The following is a 20,364-nucleotide window of genomic DNA, read 5'->3' as shown; positions in this document are numbered from 1 at the left end:
AGTGAATACATTCGCCTCTTTTATCGTGAAGGAAACCAAGCATATCTTGCGCGACAGCCGCACGATGATGATTCTCTTCGGCATTCCGATGGTCATGATGCTGCTCTTCGGTTTTGCCATCAGTACCGACGTGCGCAACGTTCGTACAGTGGCGGTGCTCTCATCGACAGACAACCTGACGCAGCGCATCATACAGCAGCTCGATGCCTCGGAATATTTCACCGTCACCCACCGAGTTGCCACGCCCGCAGAAGCCGAACAGCTCATTCGCAACCAGCAGGCCGATATGGCTGTGGTCTTTGCCCCGAATGTGGCCAACCACCGTTACGACGGCACAGCCAAGGTACAACTCATCGCCGACGCTGCCGACCCCAACATGGCCATACAGCGCACGTCGTATGCCGAACGCATCATTGCCGGCGCACTCGTCGGCAGCAGCATGCAACCGTCAGTCAACCTGCGCATGCTCTACAACCCACAAATGAAGAGTACATACAACTTTGTACCCGGCATCATGGGGTTGCTGCTCATGATTATCTGCGCCATGATGACCTCCGTGAGTATCGTTCGTGAAAAGGAGCGCGGCACGATGGAGGTCTTGCTGGTCTCGCCGGTGCGTCCCGTGATGATTATCTTAGCCAAGGCCGTTCCCTATCTGGTACTTTCCGTTATCATACTCGTGATGATTCTCCTGCTGTCTGTCTACCTGTTGGGAGTGCCTGTAGCGGGCAGTCTTTTCTGGATTTTCGCGCTTTCGCTGCTCTATATCTTCCTATCGTTAGCCCTCGGGCTGCTCATCAGTATTCTAGTTCGCACCCAAGTAGCCGCCATGCTCGTATCGGGTGTTGTATTTCTATTGCCCAACCTTCTCCTGTCGGGCATGATTTTCCCCGTAGAGAGTATGCCGGAGATACTGCAATACATGACGGCTGCCATCCCGGGGAGGTGGTATATTGCAGCCATGCGCAAACTCATGATTATGGGGGTTGATGTAGGAAGCGTGCGGCAGGAACTCACCATCCTTTCGGCTATGACGGCTGTTTTGTTGCTTATCGCCCTCGGTAAATTCAATAAACGATTAGACGTATGATACTGAAATACCTCATACAAAAGGAGCTTTTACAACTGCGACGCGACAGTTTTCTGCCCAAGATGATTGTTGTCTATCCCATCGTGATTATGCTTGTCATGCCATGGGTGATGAATCTTGAGGTGCAAAACGTCTCCATCGATGTTGTAGACAACGACCATTCCACCACGTCGCGTCGCATGGTGCAAAGCGTGGAATCGTCTCATTATTTCGTTTTCAATGGCATGCGCTCCTCTTATGCCGAGGCACTGACCGACGTAGAACGGGGAAAGGCCGACATTGTGATGGTCATTCCACCACGCTACGAACGCGACAAAGTGAACGGTCGGCAGCCGGAAGTGCTCATCGCAGCCAACGCTGTGAACGGCACCAAAGGCGGTATCGGAAGTGCCTATCTCGCCGCTATCGTGCAACAAAACGCCACAGCATGGCAAAACACCCACCCTGTCTCGTCTTCCGCAATGGGCATGCCTGCCCCTATCAAGCCGATTGCTCCCGTCTCCACCTTGAACCTCTACAACCCGTATTTAGACTACAAAGTGTTTATGATACCGGCCTTAATGGGGGTATTGATGATTATGTTGTGCGGATTTCTGCCAGCGCTCAACATCGTAAACGAGAAGGAGAAAGGCACCATTGAGCAAATCAACGTGACGCCTGTCAGCAAAGGCACATTCATTCTGGCCAAACTCATCCCCTACTGGTTGATAGGCATGGTGGTCATCACCGCCTGCTTCATCATCGCGTGGCTCGTCTATGGCATCACCGCTCAAGGAAACCTGTTGCTCGTTTATGCTGTTTCCATCTTGCTGGCCTTTATCTTCAGCGGTATCGGCCTCGTCATCTCCAACTATAGCGACACCTTGCAACAGTCGATGTTCGTCATGTGGTTTATTCTCGTATGCTCCATGCTGCTCAGTGGATTGTTCACGCCTGTGAGTAGCATGCCCGACTGGGCGCAAACGCTTACGCTCCTCAACCCCGTGCGCCACTTCATCGATGGCATTCGCACGGTATTCGTGCGTGGTGGCAATCTGCACAGTATCGCCCCACAACTCCTGCTGCTCACCGTTTATGCCGCCGTGATGAACGTCTGGGCTGTGATAAGCTACCGGAAAAACAGCTGATGTCTCTCCGCTCCTATTCTGCACAAAGCGGCTTTTCAATGCGCAATATATCAGACAATAGCTCCGTTCCCACCTCTTTTTTATAATATAGGAATAAGCTCTGCAAGAGCGCAGGATGTTAGCTCATTGCTTGCCTTGGTTATATCGGCAAATGCAATTGCGCCGAGAAAGGTTGCCGATCTTTCTATGTACAAACGCCATCTGTGTGGGGGACGAACGCCGACTTATCAATCGTAGCTTTACGACCCTGAAACTCAAATCGGTCATGAGTGCTTGTACGGGAAGCGATGTCATCCCTATCAAATGGTAGAAAAGCAGTCTCATGAATGATTGGGGGTAGAAGTTACAATCCTGAACTTTTGAGCATCAAAAACGATTGAACTATTGTGATGTGCGCTACCTGTGGACACGATGCAGCCTTTGGGCAAAATATTCAGTCGGGGTACGAGATAGCTGGAACCGGCAGTTACAGCGCCTCGTCATCAGGTTTTTGAATGTTTCTCTTCACTCTTGAAACACTTTGTTTGCGACTTTGTAACGATGCTTTTCGCTGTTCGTACTCCTCTTTGTGTCGCTCTAAGAAATTGTCGGCCATGCTTGTAAACAATAATGGCAGACAATCGAAATTGCCTGCCATCGGGAAGTGTTATTTGAATTTGCTATATATCACGCTAATCTCTAAAGGAGCATGCGGATTACCGGTGCCGCCTGCGAGCTTGGTACTCTTCATAGACATGTCGTGGACTACCCTTGTGATAGTACCTGTGGAGTTGGTTGTCACAGTAACGGGTATGAGCACTACCTTGTTCCAATTAGGATGCAAGGTTGTCCATCCCGTACCACCGGCTGTCTTCATGCTGTTGAGGTGGGTGATGAGCCCACTGATATTGCTGAACGTGTAGGCATTCGCTGTGGGCTTCCCGTAGGTGGAGATGAACGATGTGCGGTAATCGGTGACGCGTCCGTTCTCGAAGAAAGAATAAAGGCTATCACGTGGAATCATCAGCAAAGTCTTAGGCGGTTCAAGCGTATAGGGGCTATGTATGGTATTGTTGATACGGTGTAACACCACTTTTGCCGCGTTGATACTGTCGTTTTCGTGACCGGTGACGATACCGGTTATGGGTAGGGTCATCTCTGTGAATATACCTGCGGGGGTTTTCAAATAGGTGCAGGTATTATCGGTAGCCAATGTGCGGATGGTGTTCTTGTCGTTGGTGACGGTCGTTGTCTGCAACACTTCCTCGGTACCTGCAAATGAAACCATTACCTTAACGGGCTTTCCTTTAACGATTTCTCTGAAATGGACTGTGAGCTGACTTAGATTGACGTAGGCCATTGCTCCCTCTCCATAGCTCCATTTAAAGAAGAATCCCGGTGCCACATGGTGAATGAAGTTGTAAGAGTTTTTGAAATAAGCAGGGTGGGCGTAGTAGGTACGCATCAGGTAAGTACCGAAATTGTTGTATGTTACGCCGTTTTTATCGGTATAGGGGTCGTTGAGCAGGAGCCGGATGCTGGGAACATAGCCTTTCGACTTGCGCAGAGAATCCTTTTCATTGATGTCCATTAGGGCATAGCCATGGGGGAGTGTCAGTCCTGCGGTGCGCAGATAACCCTCTTTTTGTGGGTTATAATTAGAGTAATATTGCACTCCTTCCTCCAGCGGTTTATCCATCTCATAGGCCGTAAGTTTCATTGCTATGGTGGAATCTCCATAGAATTGGTTGAAGAAGAGCCTGATTTCACAGGAGTCAGCCACCACTTGTCCGCCCACCTTACTGACAATGCTGTCGATAGGAGGGAATTGGAAGTTCTCTTGCATATGGAACTGTGTCATGAAGTCTCCCGTAATGGTCGCTCCAGTTTCAGGGTCTCTGATACGTCCGAGATAGCCGATGGTGCTCCTCGAAAGCACGGAATCGGCTACAAAAGATGAGGTGGAGATGTTAAACGTATCGGCAGCTACGGTAAGGTGGTCGCCATCGCCGATGAGAGAGGAGCCGAGCACATCGGTATTGTCATCGCAAGCTGCCAATGCACAAGCTGCGAAGGCGATGGCAGCGAATCGTTTGATACTCATTTTCTAATACTGATTGAAAGGGATATGATGGATATGAGGAATTCGTTTCTCTTAGGAAAGGCTGTGGAGGTATTGCCGTTTGTCACTTATCAAAACAGACTGTCATAGAATGCTGTATAGCGTCCGGCTTCGTCTCTGTTCTCATATCGCAGCAATGGCATCTTGCACTTATCGGCATATGCCATCAGTTCTTTATTTACTTTGGGGGTAGCTTCAATCACTCCGTCGGAGTAATCAATGGCCATTTTACTTAGTTCGAAGAAGTCGAAAGTGTCGTTATAAGCCGATAACAGCTTCGGCTTAACGTTCTTAAACTCAAGACATTTCTTGAAATTGGTGTCGAGGATTCCCTTGAATGGTGAGGAGAAAAGGCTTGTCACTACCTTAGTGTCGGCAAACGAAGGTTCATCGTGATAGGCTTTCTTGATATACAGCGGCACCACAGCACTCATCCAGCCTTGGCAATGAATCACGTCGGGCACCCATCGCAATTTCTTTACTGTCTCCAATACTCCACGGGCGAAGAAGATAGCACGCTCACCGTTGTCCTCATATTCCTTACCTTCTTCGTCTTCGGTCATGCGACGCTTCATGAAATAGTCGTCATTGTCTATGAAATATACTTGTATTCTCGATACGGGAATAGAGGCTACCTTAATGATTAAAGGGTGGTCTGTATCGTCGATAATCAGATTCATACCCGATAGACGTATTACTTCGTGCAGTTGTCCGCGCCGCTCATTGATATTTCCCCATTTAGGCATAAACGTGCGAATTTCGCATCCGCTTTCCTGCATCATATGAGGGAGTTGATTGCCCATGAGTGACATTTCGCTGTCGGGTACGTAAGGAGCAATCTCTTGATTGATAAACAATACTTTCTTTGCCTTCATATCGTGGTAGTTTAATGTTGCAAAGGTACGAAAAAAAAATGGTATGGAGGGCTTATTTTGTTTAATTTAGAGAAATGGACAAGCCTATTGGCATATTTTTAAGATTATTCTTCCTCGTTTATGAAAAATGTTGTTACTTTGCAAGCCAATAGAAGAAAACGATTATAAGCGATATACACATCATGAAAGTATTTGGGAGTATCGTTGAATTGCAGAACGAGCTTTTTGATGTCCGTAAGGCAGGGAAGCAAGTCGGACTGGTGCCTACCATGGGTGCGTTGCACGAGGGACATGCGTCCTTAGTGGCACGTAGCGTGAGAGAAAATGGGGTAACAGTGGTTTCCGTCTTCGTAAATCCCACGCAGTTCAATGATAAGAACGACCTAAAAAACTATCCTCGGACATTGGAAGATGACTGTCGGTTGCTTGAGATCCTCGGCACCGACTACGTTTTTGCGCCCACCGTGGAGGAGATGTATCCCACACCCGATACCCGCCGGTTCGACTTTCCGCCTGTGACAACGGTCATGGAAGGTGCTTACAGACCCGGACATTTCAACGGTGTATGCCAAGTGGTGTCCCGCCTGTTCTATATTGTAAAACCCGACAGAGCCTACTTCGGTGAAAAAGATTGGCAACAGATTGCGGTCGTAAAAGCGATGGTGAAGTATCTGAATCTGCCCGTGGAAATTGTGGAGTGCGACATCGTGAGAGATGAAGACGGCTTAGCGAAAAGTTCGCGCAACGCACTGCTTACGACCGAGGAACGGAAGATAGCCCCTCATATCTACCGCGTACTGAAAGAAGCGCCCCAATGGGCAAAGACTATGACCGTGACCGAGGTACACGACCGTGTGGTGAGCGACATCAACGCTGTGGAAGGCTTAGAGGTAGAATACTTCTCCATCGTAGACGGCCATACGCTGCTGAACATCACGGATTGGACTGCGTCTGATGCCATCGTGGGATGTATCACCGTTTATTGTGGCTATACGCCTATCCGCCTTATAGACCATATTAAATTTTAAAGTAGGAAGATGCAAATAGAAGTATTGAAGTCGAAGCTGCACTGCGTGCGAGTGACGGAGGCCAATTTGCACTACATAGGCAGCATTACCATAGACGAAGACCTGATGGATGCCGCAAACATGGTGGCAGGAGAGAAGGTTCAAATCGTGGATAACGACAACGGGGAACGCCTCGAAACCTATATTATCAAAGGCGAAAGGGGCAGCGGTTGCATCTGTCTCAACGGTGCAGCGGCACGCAAAGCCTATGTGGGCGATACTCTTATCATTATCTCGTATGCCTTGATGGACTTTGAAGAGGCCAAAACATTCAAACCCACAGTGGTATTTCCTAAAAACAACCGTATCGAGAAGTAGACTTCTTACTGCCCGATACGCATATATGATTTTCCACATATACGATTTGCTTCCTGAAAGGTTGCCGACCTTTCTATGTACAAACCGTATCTGTACCACGTACAAACGCCATCTGTACAAGGTACGAATGCCGACTTATTAATCGCAACTTTACGACCCTTTCTCGGCAAATCGGAAAGAACGGGATAAAAGAACCGACATGGGAGAGCAAAACATAGAGAATGACTGCCGGCAAAACGAAATATTATAGGGGATGCGTCTGCTTAGACGCATCCCCTATAATATAAGGTGTCCTCGTAAGGTGAGGGTTATTCGATGACGATGAGCGGAGAGTCCTCCATCACGCTCTCGCCCACTTTCACGCAGATAGCCGTTACCTTGCCGTCTTTCTCGGCATCGATATTGTTGGCCATCTTCATGGCTTCGAGGATGAGTACGGTATCGCCGGCCGAAACAGTGTCGCCTACATTTACCTTGATTTCCGTTACCACACCGGGTAGCGGGGCTTTGATGGCGTTTGAGGTATTCACGCTACCACCTGCAGCAGGGGCTTCATCGGCGGCAGATGTGGCAGCAGTCGGCTTTTTCAATACTACTTTTTTCTTCTCGGGCACAGCCTCCGGTTCCATCTCTACCTTAAAAGACTCGCCATTGACGGTGATGTCGGCCACATTCTCTACGATGTCGCCGATGGCAACCTCATATTTGTTGCCGTTAATCGTATATTTATATGCTTTCATCATTATATTTTTTTGCACAGGCACACAGCATTTCTCCCGCATGCCTGTGCGTGATTGTTCACGGGTGCTGGGTCATTGTCAGGATACGGTTGTTCCACTGAGTGTGGCGCGGCCGTATGGTGATGATTCCCGTCTCCTTATCGTGTACGTTATTGCCTTTGAATTCATGCAGTGCCATCGCTATAGCGGCGTACACTTCATTACTTTTTTTTGCCATGTTTTTATTGTTAAGGGTTAGCCTGATTACATGGGTATACAGCCATGTTTCTTAGCTGGCAGCGACTGACGTTTGGTAGCCAGCTGTGCCAGACCGCGACAGATGCGGAAACGGGTGTTGCGCGGTTCTATCACGTCATCTATATAGCCATAGCGGGCAGCCTGATAAGGATTGGCAAACAACTCGGTGTATTCGTCTTCCTTCTCGGCAAGATAGGCTTTCGGGTCTTCTTGCGACTTGGCTTCCTTGGCATACAACACGGCCACGGCACCCGATGCGCCCATCACGGCAATCTCGGCTGAAGGCCATGCGTAGTTGAGGTCTGAGCGGAGCTGCTTGCAACCCATCACGATATGACTGCCGCCGTAGCTCTTACGCAACGTAACGGTAATCTTGGGCACGGTGGCTTCGCCATAAGCATAGAGCAACTGTGCACCGTGCAGAATCACGGCATTGTATTCCTGACCTGTGCCAGGCAGGAAGCCGGGAACGTCGACAAGTGTAACAATGGGTATGTTGAAAGCATCGCAGAAACGCACGAAGCGTGCACCCTTGCGGCTAGCGTTTACGTCAAGCACACCGGCATAGCAGGCCGGCTGATTGGCAACGATACCCACGCTTTGTCCATTGAACCGGGCAAAGCCCGTGATAATGTTCTTGGCAAATTTGGGTTGTACTTCAAAGAACTCGCCATCGTCGGTCACGGCAGAGATAACCTTGTACATGTCGTAAGCCTGATTGGGGTCTTCAGGAATGATTTCGTTCAGGCTGTCTTCCATGCGGTCGATGGGGTCGGTACAGTCTTTGCGCGGTGCCTCTTCCATGTTGTTGGAGGGAATGTAGCTCAAAAGGGTCTTAATCATTTGCAGACCTTCCTCCTCTGTCTTGGCGGTGAAATGGGTTACACCGCTCTTTGTGGCATGTACGGATGCACCACCCAGACCTTCTGCATCGATATCTTCGCCCGTTACGGTCTTCACTACTTTGGGGCCGGTAAGGAACATGTAGGAGGTGTTCTCCATCATCAACGTGAAGTCTGTCAGTGCCGGAGAATACACAGCACCACCGGCGCAGGGGCCGAAGATACCGGAAATCTGGGGTACTACGCCACTCGAAAGGATGTTGCGTTCGAATATCTCGGCATAACCGGATAGGGCACCGATACCTTCTTGTATGCGTGCACCACCGGAGTCATTGATTCCGATGCAGGGTGCGCCCATGGTCATGGCCATATCCATTACCTTGCATATCTTTTGCGCCATGGTTTCGGACAACGAACCACCGTTGACCGTAAAGTCTTGAGCGAAGATATAAACGAGGCGCCCATCTATGGTGCCCGAACCTGCTACGACACCGTCGCCTAAATACTGTTTCTTTTCCATACCGAAGTTATAGCAACGGTGGAGCTTAAACATGTCGTATTCCTCGAAACTACCCTCGTCAAGAAGCATGTCAATACGTTCACGGGCGGTATATTTTCCACGCTCATGTTGCTTGTCGATGGCTTTCTCGCCACCGCCCAAACGAGCTTGTTCGCGTTTCGCAATCAGCTCTTTAATCTTTTCCAATTGTCTGCTCATAATTGATTGTTAGACTTATATGTCTTTTCTTTGATGTATGTTTTGTTTAATGTTCGCAAAGTTCGGTCAAGATGCCTGCCGTCGATTTCGGATGCAAAAAGGCGATGTTCAGGTTTTCTGCACCCTTTCTCGGGGCTTTATCAATCAGCCTGATGCCCTTCTCATCACATTCTGCCAAGGCATGGGCTACACCGTCTTCAATGCAGAATGCCACATGATGAACACCGCGATTGCCTTTATCAAGCCATTTCTGGATAGTGCTTTCGGGAGAAGTCGGCTCCAAGAGTTCCAACTTTACCTCACCGCACTTCAAGAAGGCCGTCTTTACTTTCTGGTCTTCTACCACTTCAACGTTATAACACTTCAGTCCCAATACGTTTTCAAAGTAAGGGAGAGCTTCTTCGATGTTAGGAACTGCGATTCCTAAATGTTCAATGTGTGAGATTTTCATACGAATAATGATTTAAATAATATGGTGCAAAGATAATAATAAAAGTTGAATCAACGACTTTGCTCCTGTATTTTATTTTATTTAACCCCCAATCTGCAACCGTCTGTAAGGGAATACATGAGTTCTGGATAAAGGCTATCGAACGATAAGCCCCAACGGGGCGTAAGACCTTAAGCAGGGTGTGAAGCTCGTAAGAGCGCCACCCCTGACAAGCATGTGCAGAAAGATGAATCCCGCAGGGGTGACAGAGGATTGAGTTTAGTTTTCTGTCGCCCCTTTGGAGTTATTGGATGAGATTCTCTTATCTCGAACCCACGTAGATAGTTAGAGGGCAACCGCCTTTACAATATGATTTCACCTCACGAGATATAAGGAATATTAAATTCCCATCACATCCTTATAATCCCTTATCCACGTCTGTATAACTCATTATACACGTCTGTATAACTCATTATCCACGTTTGGAGAATTTGTTCTCCAAGTCTGGATAATCTGTTCTCCACGTTTGGATAATTTGTTATCCACGTCTGGATAATCTATTCTCCACGTTTGGATAAGTCATTACCAACGTTTGGATAAGTCGTTATCCACGTTTGGGAATTTGTATTTCCTATCGTAAAGACGATGATAAACCATGTTTCATCGACTTGATTATCTAACTACGCGAGTTCTGGATAAGGCTATCGGACTGTAAGCCCCGACGGGGGTATTAGACGAGACCTCTTATCCCGAACTCGCGTAGGGAATGATGTCCTTATCAGGTGCACGATGTCTCATGTTGTGGTGACAGGGGCGACTTCATTTCGTGGTATTGGCAGGTGTTTGACTCGCTTATCCCTTTCGCTTTTAGTCGGCATTCGTTCCCTGTACAGATGGCGTTTGTACGTGGCACAGATACGGTTTGTACAAGGCAAGGTCGGTAACCTTTCTTGACACAGACGGCTTCTGTTCATATAAGACGGTAAATGTTGGTGGTACACAACGTAAAAGGAGAGTATGCCTGTTTTGACATACCCTCCTTTATGAGTAGATTCATACGAATCGTTTATCTGTGTAGCATCAATACGCGTGGCTCAATGTCTGTGTTTCTTATATCCCACTTACGCTTCACACTTCCGAGTGCACGTGCGTGGCTACGCTCCACCTTGGCGTCATTTGAGCCTGTTTTAGAAGCGTAGTGTACAGCATGCGTAAGAGAACCGGTTATCTTGTTGCCTTTAAGGTCGCGGAGATCGAAGTCGAACTTACGCTTATCGCCCTCAACTGTAGAGACAGTCAGCGTTCCACCGGATATAGGGGCAAGAATGGACTGATAGCCTTCACCGTCGGTAGAGTCTAAATCGCCATACCACGAGAAGACCATACTTCCTTGGTAATTGACAACACCCTTTATGCCAGACATATTAACAAGCGAATTATCTATCGTGTACACGCCGTCTTTCAGTTTATCTGAATCAGAGAATAAGTCGAGTTCCAGATAGTCGCCTTCTTTCTGTTCAGGATCGGTAAACATCAGTATGTGCGAATTGAGTCCCTGAACGATGTAATCGCCCATATTGTAGTCGAGGACTGCTACATCCGCAGGAAACTTCTTAAGCTGATAATCCCCTGTCAGTTTATCCGGAAATTCTGGTTTCTTACTGTTGTCAATCATATTGACGATATACGGTTTTCGGGTGTATGTTCCCGTGATTTTGATGCCGTTGCTTGCCGTAAAATGAAACAAGAACTTCGTCCCGTTCTCAGACACAGTCATAGAGCCTTCGGAAATCGTTGCCAAAGACGTTCTGCCATCGACCGCAAGATAGGTCAGATAAGACCCGGTAATCGTTGTCGTTCCGAACACATTCAATACGGCACCTCGCTGCAACGTATTAGGCAGATATGTCTGCCCCGAGATGACGGTACGGGGATCCATCTTATATTCCCCATCCGGTATAACCGGTGACCATTGCGACGTATGGCTGTCGTCTTTCGTCATGAAGACAGGTAAATAGAGACAATAACCTTCTGTTTGTTTGCCACTTTCGGTAAACGTACCGGTAAAGAACTGCAACGCCGCGTCGTCGCAGAAGGGATTAAACCAATTTGCCCACACTCTGCCTTGGCCTTCGGTAAACGTCACATTCTGGTCTGTCTTAAATTCACTCGAGCCTGATGCACCCACCGTAAACGTCATGTTGCCATAGTAAGATACATCTATGTGTGTACCATCTATCAAGTCTATTTCGGCACGCATATCATAATTGCCTCCGACATGGCGCACATCGACAGTTCCACCCACGACATAGCCGACCACGACTCCGCTCTCGCCTTCCGACTTGCGCACCCACACTGCCGATTTCGATGCATTTATCGTATAGGGTGCATTCCCACCGCCGACGCGATAATACCCCTCGGGGAGAACGGCCTTCTGTGCTTCTGCGCTGAGGGGAGCATACATGCTCAACCCTAACTGCAAACCTCCTACCAAGGAAGGTTGCCCTTGTGCGTCAGGCTCCTCGGTAGCGATGGTGAGACTGTATACGGCGTTGTCGGCCTTCGGATTGTATGTGCCCTCAATAAAGGTATTCGCCTTGATATATTCAGGGGCGTTGCTGAACGCTATGTTAGACACTTCGTTTGTTGCAAACACCTTGCGTTCGCCATCTTTGGTCGTAACAATCACTTGATAATTCTGTGCAAACAGCGATGTCGTTGTGGCAATTGCACAAGCGACTACTATCAATCTTTTCATATCTTTCATATCACGTATTCGTTTATTTAATGAATTTGAAAGCGTTTGTCGTCGTATGTACGACAAACACGCCATTACCGAAATGGCTGACATTCATAACTGCATGTCCGTTGGCATCGGCATTCGTGGAGGTGAGCAGGCTACCGTCTATGCCATATACCGTCACTTTGTCGAACGCCTTCATACCATTGATGATGAGCTCGTCTGCGGAAACAGACACACTCAGTGACGGCCTCTTGTCGACCGCATGGCCTATGCCTGTCGTTTCGCCGCTGAATGTGATTTTGACCACATGGTCGAGTATAAACTTCACGGGGGCATCTCCGTTGGTTTCAACAACCATTTGTCCATCGCTAAAGCTGACAACGGGTTCCATATCAAACCTATACTCTATGGCTTTCCCGTCGGCCGTGTTTACGTGCATGGCATAATCTCTGTCTATATGCTGCGCCATGGCCGATGGGACAGTGGTAAAGGCGACAAAAAGAGCTATTATAACGTTTTTCATATCTATCGGTATTTAAAAATGAGATTTTGTAATGGATGTTGCCGATGCAACGGATGCCGTGAGCGCACTTTTAGATGATGCGGGGGCGGGGAACGCGATGGCACCTCAATAGGTCATGTCTATCTTGCGGCCATCTGTTGTGACAAGTACTATTTCCATGACGATGTTGTCGCCGTCATATGACACTTTCACCGTGCTGCCCGTGGCGAATTTGTAGTTACAGCTGGGATTATAGATGTCGATGGAACTACGTGTGCCGAATGTTCCGGCCGACTTGTCTGTTGCATAAGTATAGGTTCCGGCGGGCAGTTTTGTGGCATTCGCGTCGGCAAAGAAGTCTATCACCATTTCATAGCTCCATGCCGCATCGTTCATCTTCACATAAAACTCTCCCTTTACATAGTCGTTCACCTCTGTGGTTTTCACGGTGGGTGCCTCGCATACAGGCAATGTGAAGTCCTTGCCTACCGTCCCCGGCATTTCGCCGATATATTTTCCTTTCAGTCCGCTATCGTCGGCTAATATCAGGTCGAATGTGATGGTATATTCCTTACCAGAGATAGCCACGTTCATCACTCCGGATTTCAAAGCTGTGGAAGCGCCGTTCTCTTTTACGAAAGAATACGACGGAGCAGCATCAATCGTCATAGCTCCGGCTGCAGACGACACCGTGTACACCCCGTCATACAGATACTTTCCCATCGACGGCCCCACAATCCACAGCGTCACAGTCTTGGGACTGTCGGCCGAAGAAAAGGTAGCCTCTACAGCACCAGACGAATAGGCACGTGCCGTGATGGAACTAAAGTCGATAACGTTAGAAGCATTTACTTTGGCAAAGGTGATGTCTCTCACCCTTTCGGCTGCAAACTTGTACGCCACGCCTTTTGCATCGGTCACTTTGATACTCTGTGCCGAGGCTCCAAGTGTACATGCCGTTGCCAACAAAGTGGTCATGAACAAATGTTTCATCATTGAGTTTAAAATTAAAAGGTTAGTAAAAAGAAAATAAATCTTGTTCTCATCGAATGATATGCAAATATACATTTTTATCCTTACATATCAATACCTTTTAACTAATTTAACCTCAACCAGTAAGGCTCTTATGACCGATTGGAGTTTAAGGGACGTAAAGTTACGATTGATAAGTCGGCATTCGTACCCTGTACAGATGGCGTTTGTATGGTGTACAGATACAGTTTGTACAAGGAAAGGTCGGCAACCTTTCTCAGCGCAACAGGCATCTGGTGTTCGTCAATGTCGTATTTTGCCTTTGCTTCGCACGGCGAACTTCGTTTCAGTGCCGTGGAATTGCCCTATATCCAGTGCTACGCGCTGGGCTCATATCTTGCGCTCTCTTAGAGTCTAAGTTGCACCTCATACCATTATAATATATGTGAGTTCGGTTTAAGCATCAGCCTAAGTCCTGTGCTGCGAAATTAGAGAAATGGGGTGTCTTTTTCCCAATAGTGAGGGTCACTTTTATCGTTCCGCTGTACTCCACAGCCGCCTCTTCTCTTACGGCTTAAATATTCTCTATCCCGAACTCGCATATAATTATGGTATCAATGTACCCTACAAAACGGCTTTCTCGGAGCTTACATTGCGCCTTGTACCAATAGAGATGCGAGTTCGAGATAAGGGTATTGGGACTGTTGTGCTACCGCTTACCTCTATGTAAGGTATGTCGCCCCTTTAGGGTTATTGGATGAGACTATTCCGAAATGGTGTTCATTTTCTTAAAGCGGGCGAATTTCAGTAGGAGTTGTTTGGCACCGGCATGTTTGAACTCCACCGTTGCTTTCGTATTTTCGCCCGTCCCCTCCATACGCAAGATACGCCCGATGCCAAACCGCTCGTGTTCTATCACGTCACCCTCTTGCACTGCGATGGCAAACGTCGACCCTACCGATGGAGTTTCAATAGGCTGGGATGCGGGAGCACGTCGGAATGATGCGGGGGGAGTTGCCGGCTCGATAGGGCGATGCGCCGTGATGCGGGGTTGAGGGTCGGCACGAAATCTGTCGGCTACGGGACGGCTGTTTTGGTATCGGCTCTCGTCGTATCCCCCGCGTCGACCATATCGTTGCTGCCCGTAAGATGCTGACATCTCGCTCTCCACGGTCATGTATTGAGGGTCTATCTCACGGAGGAAACGGCTTGGCGTATCGAACTCTACCCGACCGTAGCGGAATCGGTTGCGGGCACAGGTAAGGATACAACGGCGTTCGGCACGCGTGATAGCGACATAGAGCAGACGTCGTTCTTCCTCCAATTCGCGTTGCGAATCACAGGCGCGGGGACTGGGGAATATATTCTCTTCCATTCCCACGATAAACACGTTGGGAAACTCTAAGCCTTTGGCACTGTGAATGGTCATGAGCGCCACGCGGTCGGAGTCGTTCCCGTCGTCGCTGTCAAGGTCTGCCAACAGCGCCACTTCCTGCAGGAAATCGGCAATAGACACCTCTTCGCCACGCCCCTCTTCTTGCCTTATGCTCACGAAATCCTGCATGGCACCGAGAAACTCCTCGATGTTTTCCTGACGCGAAAGACCTTCGGGCGTGGTATCGCCAAAGATGTCGGCCGTAATACCGCTATCTTTCATGATATTTTTCCCCAACTCGTAAGCATCCGTTTGGGGCATCGCCTCGACAAAGTTCATGATGAGTGTGCGAAAGGTCTCTATCTTCGTGACTGTCGTTCCTCGCACATCTGCACCGTAGCGTGCCGGCGACTTGACAACCGTCCACGGACTGACGCCATGCGCGTTCGCTGCCGAAAGAATCTTACCTACGGTCGTATCGCCGATTCCTCTGGCAGGATAGTTGATGATACGGCGGAATGCCTCTTCATCATCGGGATTGGCAACAAGCCGGAAATAGGCAATCACGTCTTTTATCTCCTTACGTTGATAGAAACTCAACCCACCATAGATGCGGTAGGGAATGCCTTGTTTGCGCAACTGCTCCTCGAAACTGCGGCTTTGAGAGTTGGTACGATAGAGCACGGCAAAGTCACTATATGCACAAGCATCGGCACGGTGGATGCGCCGGATGTCGTTGCAAACAATCATCGCTTCCTCTGTGTCGCTGTATGCGGGCTTAAGCGTGAGCCGTTCACCCTTGTCATTACGACTGAAAATATCCTTAGGTATTTGTCGTCGATTGTGCTTGATGAGGCTGTTGGCAGCCAATACAATGCGCTGCGTACTACGATAGTTCTGCTCTAATTTAAACATTTCGGCATCGGCAAACTTCTCTTGGAAGTCGAGAATATTGTCGATGTTCGCTCCTCGGAAGCCATAGATGCTCTGTGCATCGTCGCCCACCACGCAGATACGCCGGTGTGCTTCGGCCAATCGGGTAACGATGCTCTGCTGCACGAAATTGGTATCTTGGTATTCGTCTACAAGGATGAAACGGAAGCGGTCTCGGTATTTCTGCAACACGTCGTCATGCTCGTTGAACAACTGATGGGTGTAGACGAGCAAATCGTCGAAATCCATGGCATTGCTCTTGCGGCATCGTTCGCAGTAGGTTGTGTAGATATGGCTCATGGCAGGCATACGACTGTCGCGGTCATGCTGCAAGGCGTGGCTATCCTTTGCATATTGTGCTGGCAATATGAGATGGTTTTTTGCCATCGAGATACGGGCGTGCACGGTAGCCGGTTTGTATATTTTGTCATCCAATCCCATCTCTTTGATGATGACCTTGCACAACGAGCGCGAATCGTTTTCGTCGTAGATGGTGTATTGCTTGCCGAACCCAATCCGTTCGGCCTCAGTACGAAGGATGTGCGAGAATACAGAGTGGAACGTTCCCATGTTGAGATATCGCGCCCGTTCCATACTCACGAGATGGCCGATACGCGTTTTCATCTCCGTAGCAGCCTTATTGGTAAAGGTGAGAGCGAGGATATGCCATGGCTCGAAACCGTTGTTCAGCAGATGGGCTATCTTGTAAGTCAGCACACGGGTCTTGCCCGACCCTGCGCCGGCTATGACGATAGAGGGGCCGTCGATATGCTCTACAGCCCTACGTTGACTGTCATTCAATGTTTCGAGTATGCTTTTCTCCATGTCTTTTTCTCTGTTTTATCTTTTCTTTTTCCTGTACACGCCACCCGACGCTGTAGAGGGGTCATAGTCTTCACCCTCCTTTGGAAAGGCCGGAATGTACCTCATTTCATGTTGTATACGTAATTGCCGTTGCCGCATGTAGGCATTTGGATGTGCAGAGTTGAAGCGTAGCGGGTTGGGCAGTGTGGCAGCAATCAGGGCACAGTCGGCACGCGAGAGACGTGCGGCTGTGGTATGGAAATGCTCCATAGCCACGGCATCTACCCCATAGATACCGTCGCCCATCTCTATGGAGTTAAGATAGACCTCCATGATACGCTGTTTGCTCCATATCAATTCTATGAGTGCAGTGAAATACACCTCGAATCCCTTGCGCACCCAACTGCGTCCCGGCCATAGAAAAACGTTCTTTGCTGTCTGTTGAGATATGGTACTCGCGCCCAATTTCTTCCCACTTCCCCGTATGTTGCGTAGGGCTGCTTTCTGTATGGCATCGTAGTCGAAGCCATGGTGTAGCAGGAAACGCTGGTCTTCGCTTGCCATCACGGCTACGGGCATGTGGGGAGAAATCTCCCGCATGGGCACCCAGTGGTGGCTCATCTTCATATCTTCGCCCTTGAACTTCTGCTGAGAACAACGTATGAACATCAGCGGCGTGAAGTAGACGGGTAGGAACTTGTAGACGACAACAGTTAGAATAGATGTTCCGAAAAACGCCACGGCAAGCCATTTCGTTATCTTTCGCAATAGTTTCAATAGGTTCTTCATTTCTATGAAAAGTAAGGTGATATCCTTGTCGATAGATGAAAACAATGCCCATGAACCACACAGCCTACCTGTCTGATTCATGGGCATAAGAGCACCGGTAGCCGATGACTCCGATCGTTTAACCCCAATCGGTCATGAGAGGCTCCTACGACCAATGAGGGCTTATTTCAATGTGCCGTTGTTAGCAGCCTGAATCATAGCTTCTCCGGCGTAGATATATACCTCCACGCGTCGGTTTTGTTTGCGACCGGCCTCTGTGCTGTTGTCTGCCACGGGGTTGGATGAACCATAGCCCTTTACGTTTTTGAACTGACTGTAGGGCACACCGCATTGGGCAAGATAGCTCACTACGGCCTGTGCTCTACTGTTAGAGAGCGGCAGGTTGATGTCGTCGTTACCCGTACTGTCCGTATATCCTTGTATGTCTACTTGGCAATCGGTATTCTTCTTCAATACGTTTGAGAAGTTCATCAGTTCGTTTTTCGACGTAGCGTTTAGCTCGGCCTTGTTGAGTGCAAAGAGGATTCCTGAATCGAATGTCACCTTAACGGCTTTCAATCCATTGACATCCGTCACCTCTTCAACCTTGGCATTCTGCACCTGCGCCTGTGTTTGCGCCTTCACCTTGTCCATGTGTTTGCCTATCAGAGCACCGGCTCCTGCACCTACGGCAGTACCCATGGCAGCACCAACAGCCGTGTTTCCGGCAATTTTACCGATAATTCCACCGAGCACAGCTCCGCCACCGGCTCCTATCAAAGCGCCGTTTTTCAGGTTGGAACCGCAGCTGAACAGCAGTACACTACCGCACATCAGCAAAGAAATAATCTTAGTCTTCTTCATAAAAATCTGAATGAATCTTGTTACTTAATACGTTCTTTTTACTGTTAATACGGCTGCAAAGATAGTGTTTTTCCCATGTCTGCCTTCTATTCTATCTGTTTTTTATTTATTTTTACCTACAAATTTTCACCATCTTCTTCTCTCCGTTCGTTGTACGTATATCCACTAAATACAAGCCTTTGGCCAAGTGTGAGAAGTCAATAACCGGTTCTGCCTTTAACGAACCGAGTTTGGCACCCGATTCCGCATACAACTCAATAGATGCCACGGCAGAAGCATCGGTGATATACAGCTGGTTTGTATAGCCATCATACACGGTCTGCAAGCACATTGCTGCCGGATGGTCTATACCTGTAGGCTCCTTCGGAAGGCCGACCACGTCGATTTTCCACCCCTTATCGGTAGCAATATATCCGTGAGCATCGGCAGCCTCAGCGTTTCCTGTCACCTTTACAGAACCTCTCGCAACGGAGGGTAAAGCCTGATAAACGGCATCCAGAAGGGTTGCCGACAGCAAGTTGGTGCGAAGGTCTACGTAGTTGAGTGAAGGTAAATCGGCAATTGTCAGCCGCTGCATGCCGTTGTCTTTCAATTCGAGTTCTTTCAGTTTAGGGCATGCGGTTACGTTCAGTGCACGCACCTTATTGCTGCTCAAGCGCAGGGATTGCAGAGCGGGAAATGCCGTAAAATAGTCTTCGGGAAAGTTCAACAGGTTTTTCTCGGCATGCAGTTCCGTACACGAGGCAGGCAGCATTAGTTGCGTCAGTTTACAATTTGCTACACGAATGCTCTGTAAATGGGTGTACGACTGCAACTCCAACGTCTCGAAAAGGTTGTTGCCTGCTATCAGTATTGCCAATGACGGCATGTCTGTCGATGGCAGGGCGGTAAACTTGTTACCTTTGATGTTCAGAGTGGAGAGTGCAGGAAGCGTTGCCGGCAATACCATTTCCTTTAACCGGTTACCTTGCAAAGACAGAGAGGTCAGCTGATTGTTGGCCGGCAATGTGAATTCAGTCAACAGGTTGTCGGTCAGATTCAGCAGAGTCAGGTCGTGCGTGTTTACCGTCACGCCCTTTATCTTACAACTGCTTGCCGCTACGGCAGTCACTTGACCGTATATTTTTATCTCGTTTCCGACCACCTTGCCCCTATACATTCCCGACGACACTTCTATCTGATTGCCATCACCAAGGTCGAGGCGATAGCTTCCTGTGGCCGATGTAACGTTGAGTGAGATGCGACTGCCTGCCGTGAGCGTCGTAGAAAGGCTGATGGCAGGGGTGTGTTCGTCGGCCGGAGCTGGTGAAAGAGGTTTGCTTCCCACGTCGACAGAGGAAGAAACAGAGACTGATATACCGGTATTACTTTGCTTTTTTGTTGCCGCTCTGTCGGCGGTCGATGCTGTGGCATATACCCCAAAAGCGCAAAACAACAATAGACAGAAATTCTTTTTCAGCATGATACTCTTAGATTTTCGGTGATATATGTCTGCAACTCGCACCAATGCGACCGCAGTACACATGTCGCAAAGATAATCAAATTTGTCGTATCTGCCACCTGAAAGTCTCATTACTTTTATCTCAAATCTGTCATGAGAGCCTATTCAGATTTTGTTGGATGGTCGTTCTGATTGTTTGTTGTTCTGTCGAAGACGCAGTGCCTATGGCGAAAAAGGTATGCTTTGGAAAGATAAAAAGATAGCTTTTAAGGCATGAAAGGACAGCTTTCAGAAGGTAAGAGCTATGCTTTTTCGATAAACTTTGTATGTCATTGTATGATAAGAACTTACGCAGAGAGACCTCTGTAAGGAGAACCGTTAGGCTCTTTCCTTTACAGAGGTCTCACTTAATAGGGA

The 20,364-nt window shown here is 48.5% G+C and carries 18 protein-coding genes; 4 read left to right on the top strand and 14 right to left on the bottom strand.

From position 1 onward, the window contains the following. Window position 1 precedes the first annotated feature (1 nt). On the top strand, window positions 2-1,090 hold the full coding sequence (locus HMPREF0658_RS10040) for an ABC transporter permease (protein WP_006950618.1): 1,089 nt from the start codon (window positions 2-4) through the stop codon (window positions 1,088-1,090). Further along, the gene (locus tag HMPREF0658_RS10035; RefSeq protein ID WP_006950616.1) at window positions 1,087-2,217 is read left to right on the top strand and encodes an ABC transporter permease; all 1,131 of its coding nucleotides are present in this window, start codon (window positions 1,087-1,089) and stop codon (window positions 2,215-2,217) included. Before HMPREF0658_RS10040 ends, HMPREF0658_RS10035 begins: the two co-directional genes overlap by 4 nt. Window positions 2,218-2,683: 466 nt before the next feature. On the opposite strand, the gene HMPREF0658_RS11190 is transcribed toward HMPREF0658_RS10035, so the two are convergent. The 3 genes from HMPREF0658_RS11190 to HMPREF0658_RS10025 form a co-directional block, all read right to left on the bottom strand. Next, window positions 2,684-2,854: a hypothetical protein gene (locus HMPREF0658_RS11190; protein ID WP_006950614.1), complete on the bottom strand. Its 171-nt coding sequence runs from the start codon at window positions 2,852-2,854 to the stop codon at window positions 2,684-2,686. A gap of 9 nt (window positions 2,855-2,863) precedes the next feature. Further along, complete coding sequence (locus tag HMPREF0658_RS10030; protein ID WP_006950612.1) at window positions 2,864-4,300, bottom strand: DUF4270 domain-containing protein; 1,437 nt, start codon at window positions 4,298-4,300, stop codon at window positions 2,864-2,866. Between the two features lie 89 nt (window positions 4,301-4,389). Beyond that, window positions 4,390-5,193, bottom strand: coding sequence for a glycogen/starch synthase (locus HMPREF0658_RS10025; protein WP_006950610.1), 804 nt, complete (start codon window positions 5,191-5,193; stop codon window positions 4,390-4,392). A 182-nt stretch (window positions 5,194-5,375) separates the two neighbouring features. On the opposite strand from HMPREF0658_RS10025, the gene panC reads away from it, so the two are divergent. Beyond that, complete coding sequence (panC, locus tag HMPREF0658_RS10020) at window positions 5,376-6,221, top strand: pantoate--beta-alanine ligase (protein WP_006950608.1); 846 nt, start codon at window positions 5,376-5,378, stop codon at window positions 6,219-6,221. Between the two features lie 9 nt (window positions 6,222-6,230). Next, window positions 6,231-6,578: an aspartate 1-decarboxylase gene (panD, locus tag HMPREF0658_RS10015; RefSeq protein ID WP_006950606.1), complete on the top strand. Its 348-nt coding sequence runs from the start codon at window positions 6,231-6,233 to the stop codon at window positions 6,576-6,578. A gap of 308 nt (window positions 6,579-6,886) precedes the next feature. Here panD and HMPREF0658_RS10010 read toward each other — a convergent pair whose 3' ends face one another. The 11 genes from HMPREF0658_RS10010 to HMPREF0658_RS09965 all read right to left on the bottom strand — a co-directional run bounded on the left by HMPREF0658_RS10010 (window position 6,887) and on the right by HMPREF0658_RS09965 (window position 19,968). Beyond that, window positions 6,887-7,318 (bottom strand): biotin/lipoyl-containing protein, encoded by a 432-nt coding sequence (locus tag HMPREF0658_RS10010; RefSeq protein WP_024991139.1) that lies wholly within the window; start codon window positions 7,316-7,318, stop codon window positions 6,887-6,889. 58 nt (window positions 7,319-7,376) lie between these two features. Continuing rightward, window positions 7,377-7,535: a hypothetical protein gene (locus tag HMPREF0658_RS11700; protein ID WP_006950600.1), complete on the bottom strand. Its 159-nt coding sequence runs from the start codon at window positions 7,533-7,535 to the stop codon at window positions 7,377-7,379. Window positions 7,536-7,561: 26 nt separating this feature from the next. Next, window positions 7,562-9,115 carry an acyl-CoA carboxylase subunit beta gene (locus HMPREF0658_RS10005; protein WP_006950598.1) on the bottom strand — a complete coding sequence of 518 codons (1,554 nt, stop codon included), beginning with the start codon at window positions 9,113-9,115 and terminating at the stop codon, window positions 7,562-7,564. Between the two features lie 46 nt (window positions 9,116-9,161). After that, window positions 9,162-9,566, bottom strand: a complete 405-nt coding sequence (gene mce, locus HMPREF0658_RS10000) for a methylmalonyl-CoA epimerase (RefSeq protein ID WP_006950596.1) — start codon at window positions 9,564-9,566, stop codon at window positions 9,162-9,164. A 1,045-nt stretch (window positions 9,567-10,611) separates the two neighbouring features. Then, window positions 10,612-12,312 carry a hypothetical protein gene (locus tag HMPREF0658_RS09995; protein ID WP_006950593.1) on the bottom strand — a complete coding sequence of 567 codons (1,701 nt, stop codon included), beginning with the start codon at window positions 12,310-12,312 and terminating at the stop codon, window positions 10,612-10,614. A 13-nt stretch (window positions 12,313-12,325) separates the two neighbouring features. Further along, window positions 12,326-12,811 (bottom strand): hypothetical protein, encoded by a 486-nt coding sequence (locus HMPREF0658_RS09990; RefSeq protein WP_006950591.1) that lies wholly within the window; start codon window positions 12,809-12,811, stop codon window positions 12,326-12,328. Window positions 12,812-12,916: 105 nt separating this feature from the next. Continuing rightward, the gene (locus HMPREF0658_RS09985; protein ID WP_024990913.1) at window positions 12,917-13,786 is read right to left on the bottom strand and encodes a hypothetical protein; all 870 of its coding nucleotides are present in this window, start codon (window positions 13,784-13,786) and stop codon (window positions 12,917-12,919) included. 739 nt (window positions 13,787-14,525) lie between these two features. Continuing rightward, window positions 14,526-16,895: an ATP-dependent helicase gene (locus HMPREF0658_RS09980; RefSeq protein WP_006950588.1), complete on the bottom strand. Its 2,370-nt coding sequence runs from the start codon at window positions 16,893-16,895 to the stop codon at window positions 14,526-14,528. A gap of 15 nt (window positions 16,896-16,910) precedes the next feature. After that, window positions 16,911-17,663 carry a monofunctional biosynthetic peptidoglycan transglycosylase gene (gene mtgA / locus HMPREF0658_RS09975; RefSeq protein ID WP_036883850.1) on the bottom strand — a complete coding sequence of 251 codons (753 nt, stop codon included), beginning with the start codon at window positions 17,661-17,663 and terminating at the stop codon, window positions 16,911-16,913. A gap of 162 nt (window positions 17,664-17,825) precedes the next feature. Further along, window positions 17,826-18,506 (bottom strand): YiaD family glycine zipper/OmpA-like lipoprotein, encoded by a 681-nt coding sequence (locus HMPREF0658_RS09970; protein ID WP_006950586.1) that lies wholly within the window; start codon window positions 18,504-18,506, stop codon window positions 17,826-17,828. Between the two features lie 112 nt (window positions 18,507-18,618). Continuing rightward, on the bottom strand, window positions 18,619-19,968 hold the full coding sequence (locus HMPREF0658_RS09965) for a leucine-rich repeat domain-containing protein (RefSeq protein WP_139047757.1): 1,350 nt from the start codon (window positions 19,966-19,968) through the stop codon (window positions 18,619-18,621). Window positions 19,969-20,364: the final 396 nt, after the last annotated feature.

Source organism: Hoylesella marshii DSM 16973 = JCM 13450 (assembly GCF_000146675.1).
GTDB classification, from domain to species: domain Bacteria; phylum Bacteroidota; class Bacteroidia; order Bacteroidales; family Bacteroidaceae; genus Prevotella; species Prevotella marshii.
This window is presented reverse-complemented; position numbering and strand designations above follow the sequence as displayed.

What these genes read in the sequence shown, in the direction of transcription:
- mce (WP_006950596.1), bottom strand. Translation starts at nt 9,566, where the DNA reads ATGAAAATCTCACACATTGAACATTTAGGAATCGCAGTTCCTAACATC.
- mtgA (WP_036883850.1), bottom strand. Translation starts at nt 17,663, where the DNA reads ATGAAGAACCTATTGAAACTATTGCGAAAGATAACGAAATGGCTTGCC.
- HMPREF0658_RS09980 (WP_006950588.1), bottom strand. Translation starts at nt 16,895, where the DNA reads ATGGAGAAAAGCATACTCGAAACATTGAATGACAGTCAACGTAGGGCT.
- panD (WP_006950606.1), top strand. Translation starts at nt 6,231, where the DNA reads ATGCAAATAGAAGTATTGAAGTCGAAGCTGCACTGCGTGCGAGTGACG.
- HMPREF0658_RS10035 (WP_006950616.1), top strand. Translation starts at nt 1,087, where the DNA reads ATGATACTGAAATACCTCATACAAAAGGAGCTTTTACAACTGCGACGC.
- HMPREF0658_RS10005 (WP_006950598.1), bottom strand. Translation starts at nt 9,115, where the DNA reads ATGAGCAGACAATTGGAAAAGATTAAAGAGCTGATTGCGAAACGCGAA.
- HMPREF0658_RS10025 (WP_006950610.1), bottom strand. Translation starts at nt 5,193, where the DNA reads ATGAAGGCAAAGAAAGTATTGTTTATCAATCAAGAGATTGCTCCTTAC.
- HMPREF0658_RS10010 (WP_024991139.1), bottom strand. Translation starts at nt 7,318, where the DNA reads ATGAAAGCATATAAATATACGATTAACGGCAACAAATATGAGGTTGCC.
- HMPREF0658_RS11700 (WP_006950600.1), bottom strand. Translation starts at nt 7,535, where the DNA reads ATGGCAAAAAAAAGTAATGAAGTGTACGCCGCTATAGCGATGGCACTG.
- HMPREF0658_RS09990 (WP_006950591.1), bottom strand. Translation starts at nt 12,811, where the DNA reads ATGAAAAACGTTATAATAGCTCTTTTTGTCGCCTTTACCACTGTCCCA.
- HMPREF0658_RS09970 (WP_006950586.1), bottom strand. Translation starts at nt 18,506, where the DNA reads ATGAAGAAGACTAAGATTATTTCTTTGCTGATGTGCGGTAGTGTACTG.
- panC (WP_006950608.1), top strand. Translation starts at nt 5,376, where the DNA reads ATGAAAGTATTTGGGAGTATCGTTGAATTGCAGAACGAGCTTTTTGAT.
- HMPREF0658_RS11190 (WP_006950614.1), bottom strand. Translation starts at nt 2,854, where the DNA reads ATGGCAGGCAATTTCGATTGTCTGCCATTATTGTTTACAAGCATGGCC.
- HMPREF0658_RS10030 (WP_006950612.1), bottom strand. Translation starts at nt 4,300, where the DNA reads ATGAGTATCAAACGATTCGCTGCCATCGCCTTCGCAGCTTGTGCATTG.
- HMPREF0658_RS09985 (WP_024990913.1), bottom strand. Translation starts at nt 13,786, where the DNA reads ATGATGAAACATTTGTTCATGACCACTTTGTTGGCAACGGCATGTACA.
- HMPREF0658_RS09965 (WP_139047757.1), bottom strand. Translation starts at nt 19,968, where the DNA reads ATGCTGAAAAAGAATTTCTGTCTATTGTTGTTTTGCGCTTTTGGGGTA.
- HMPREF0658_RS09995 (WP_006950593.1), bottom strand. Translation starts at nt 12,312, where the DNA reads ATGAAAGATATGAAAAGATTGATAGTAGTCGCTTGTGCAATTGCCACA.